The following is a 2,346-nucleotide window of genomic DNA, read 5'->3' as shown; positions in this document are numbered from 1 at the left end:
GTTCCGGCTCCGGGCGGGTCCGAACCACTTGGACGGCAACGCGGCCCTTTCGTTCGTCCGCGCCCGCTATGCCACCGGCTCAGGCGATTTCGGACGCATCCAGCGACAGCAGCAGTTCCTGAAGGCGGTCGTGGCGAAGGTCGGGCGCCCGCAGATCCTGGGCCGCCCGGACCGGGTTCGGGCCCTGGGCCGTGCATTCGCGCAGAACGTCACGGTCGATCAGGGATTCAGCCTCAACGAGATGGCGCAGTTCGCCCTCAAGGTCAGACGGGTGGGGGTGGATCAGCTGACGACGTTGACGGTGCCAGGACGCGAGACCACCATCAACCAGGAGTCGGTGGTCCTGATGGACCGCAGCGCCGCGGAGGCTCTGTTCGCTAGGTTGCGAAACGAGTCTGGCCCACAGGCGCAGGCGGCGGTCAAGGTCGCGGTTGAGGACGCGTCCGGCAAGGGCCTGGCGGCGAGCGTCGCGAGGTCACTGGACGAGAAGGGATTCGACGTCGTGCGCTACGAGACCGTCACGACTGTGCAGCGAGAGACGGAGGTCATCGCCCCGAAGCCCATGCTCCCTGACGCAGACCGGCTGGCGGCCATCATTCCCAGGGCAAGGGTCCGCTCCGGAGGGACCGAACTGCGCCTGGTGCTGGGTTCCAGATTTGAGGACTTCGTCCGGCAGCAGCCGGTCCAGGGGGCCCAGCAGGAGCAGTCGTCGTCGCCGTCCCGCCGCATCAGTCCCTGTCCGGCGGCCTGACGTGCGCGGACTAGTCCTGGCCGGGGGAACCGGGTCGCGTCTTCGTCCCCTCACCTACACGTCCGCCAAGCAGCTGATCCCGGTCGCCAACCGTCCGATCCTCTTCTACGTCCTGGCGGACCTGGCCCGCGCCGGCATCCAGGACGTGGGGATCATCGTCGCCCCCACCACCGGCGACGAGATCCGGGCGGCCGTGGGAGACGGCTCCACGTTCGGGCTCAACGTCCAGTACATAGACCAGCCCGAGCCGCTGGGTCTTGCCCACGCCGTCCTGACGGCGGAGTGGTACCTGGCCGGTGAGCCGTTCGTGATGTACCTGGGCGACAACCTGCTGCAGGAGGGAGTGGGCTCGCTGGTGGAGGAGTTCGAGCGCGAAAAGCCCAACGCCTCGATCCTTCTCACCCCGGTCCCGAACCCGCAGGCCTTTGGCGTGGCCGAGCTGCAGGGCGACAGGGTGGTCCGGCTGGTCGAAAAGCCCCAGGACCCTCCGTCCAACCTGGCCCTTGTCGGCGTCTACCTGTTCGACCGCAACATCTTCGATGCCGCGCGCGCGATCCAGCCTTCCTGGCGCGGAGAGCTGGAGATAACCGACGCGATACAGCACATGGTCACCGCGGGGCTGGACGTCAGGCCGCACCTGGTCCGGGGATGGTGGCTGGACACTGGCAAAAAGGACGACATGCTCGAGGCCAACCGCACGGTCCTGGAGTCGATACCTCCGCGGATGGAAGGCGAGGTCGACACGGCATCGCGCATCGAGGGGCGGGTGGTGGTCGAAGCGGGAGCTACCATCCTGCGCTCCCACGTGAGAGGCCCGGCGGTGATCGGCGCGGGCGCTCGCGTCACCGACTCGTACATCGGGCCGTTCACGGCCGTGGGCGAGGGGTGCGTCGTGGAGTCCAGCGAGGTGGAGCACTCGATTTTGATGACCGACTCCCAGGTGTCGGGAGTGCGGCGGGTCTCCGACTCCATCCTCGGCCGGCGAAGCGTCGTCAGCCGCGACGGGTCTTCTCCCGTGGCATACAGGTTCATGATCGGAGACCAATCGACGGTGGGCGTTGTCTGAGCCGCGGGAGGGTCGCGCGCGGCTTCGTCCGGAGGGACAGCCGCGACGTTCGGGCACGGCCAACGACGCGCTGCGCTGGGTGGTCTGGGGCACAAAGGTCTTGTACAGAGGCACCGCCGGGATCGTCTCGATCGCCCGCGGCGGACAGATGAGGGCGGCGCTGCGGCCCTGGCTGGAGTTCGACCGGGCGGAGGACATTCCCTTCGAGATGCTCCGCGACCAGGGGGTGCGCGCGGTGCTGTTCGACCTCGAGAACACGCTGATCCCCGCCGGCGGCCCCTTCACCCAGGAGGCCCGGGAGGTCGTGAAGAGGGTGCGCGCCGCGGGGATGAACCCCGGGGTGGTCAGCAACGCTTCGGCCGCCTGGGTCCCCGAGACCCTGCAGGCGGAGGGTCTTCCGTTCGTGGCCCCCGCGGGCAAGCCGGGTCGCGAGGCCTTCCATGAAGGCTGCAGGCTGGTGGGCGCGCGGCCATCGGAGACGATCTACGTGGGGGACCAGCTCATCACCGACGTGCTCGGCCCCCAGCGA

The 2,346-nt window shown here is 68.7% G+C and carries 3 protein-coding genes; all 3 read left to right on the top strand.

Features of this window, described 5'->3' with window-relative positions; translation table 11 throughout:
• On the top strand, nt 1-751 hold a 751-nt coding region (locus VNE62_11235; protein HVE92851.1), incomplete at its 5' end, for an LCP family protein.
• A 1-nt stretch (nt 752) separates the two neighbouring features.
• Nucleotides 753-1,817 (top strand): glucose-1-phosphate thymidylyltransferase, encoded by a 1,065-nt coding sequence (locus VNE62_11230; protein HVE92850.1) that lies wholly within the window; start codon nt 753-755, stop codon nt 1,815-1,817.
• Nucleotides 1,810-2,346 (top strand): HAD family hydrolase (locus VNE62_11225; protein HVE92849.1); only part of this gene is annotated, 537 nt, incomplete at its 3' end. The genes VNE62_11230 and VNE62_11225, both read left to right, overlap by 8 nt.

This window comes from Actinomycetota bacterium (genome assembly GCA_035536535.1).
In the GTDB taxonomy this organism is placed as follows: Bacteria; Actinomycetota; JAICYB01; order JAICYB01; family JAICYB01; genus DATLNZ01.
Note: the sequence above shows the minus strand (reverse complement) of the source record. Positions and strands in the feature narration are given on the sequence as shown.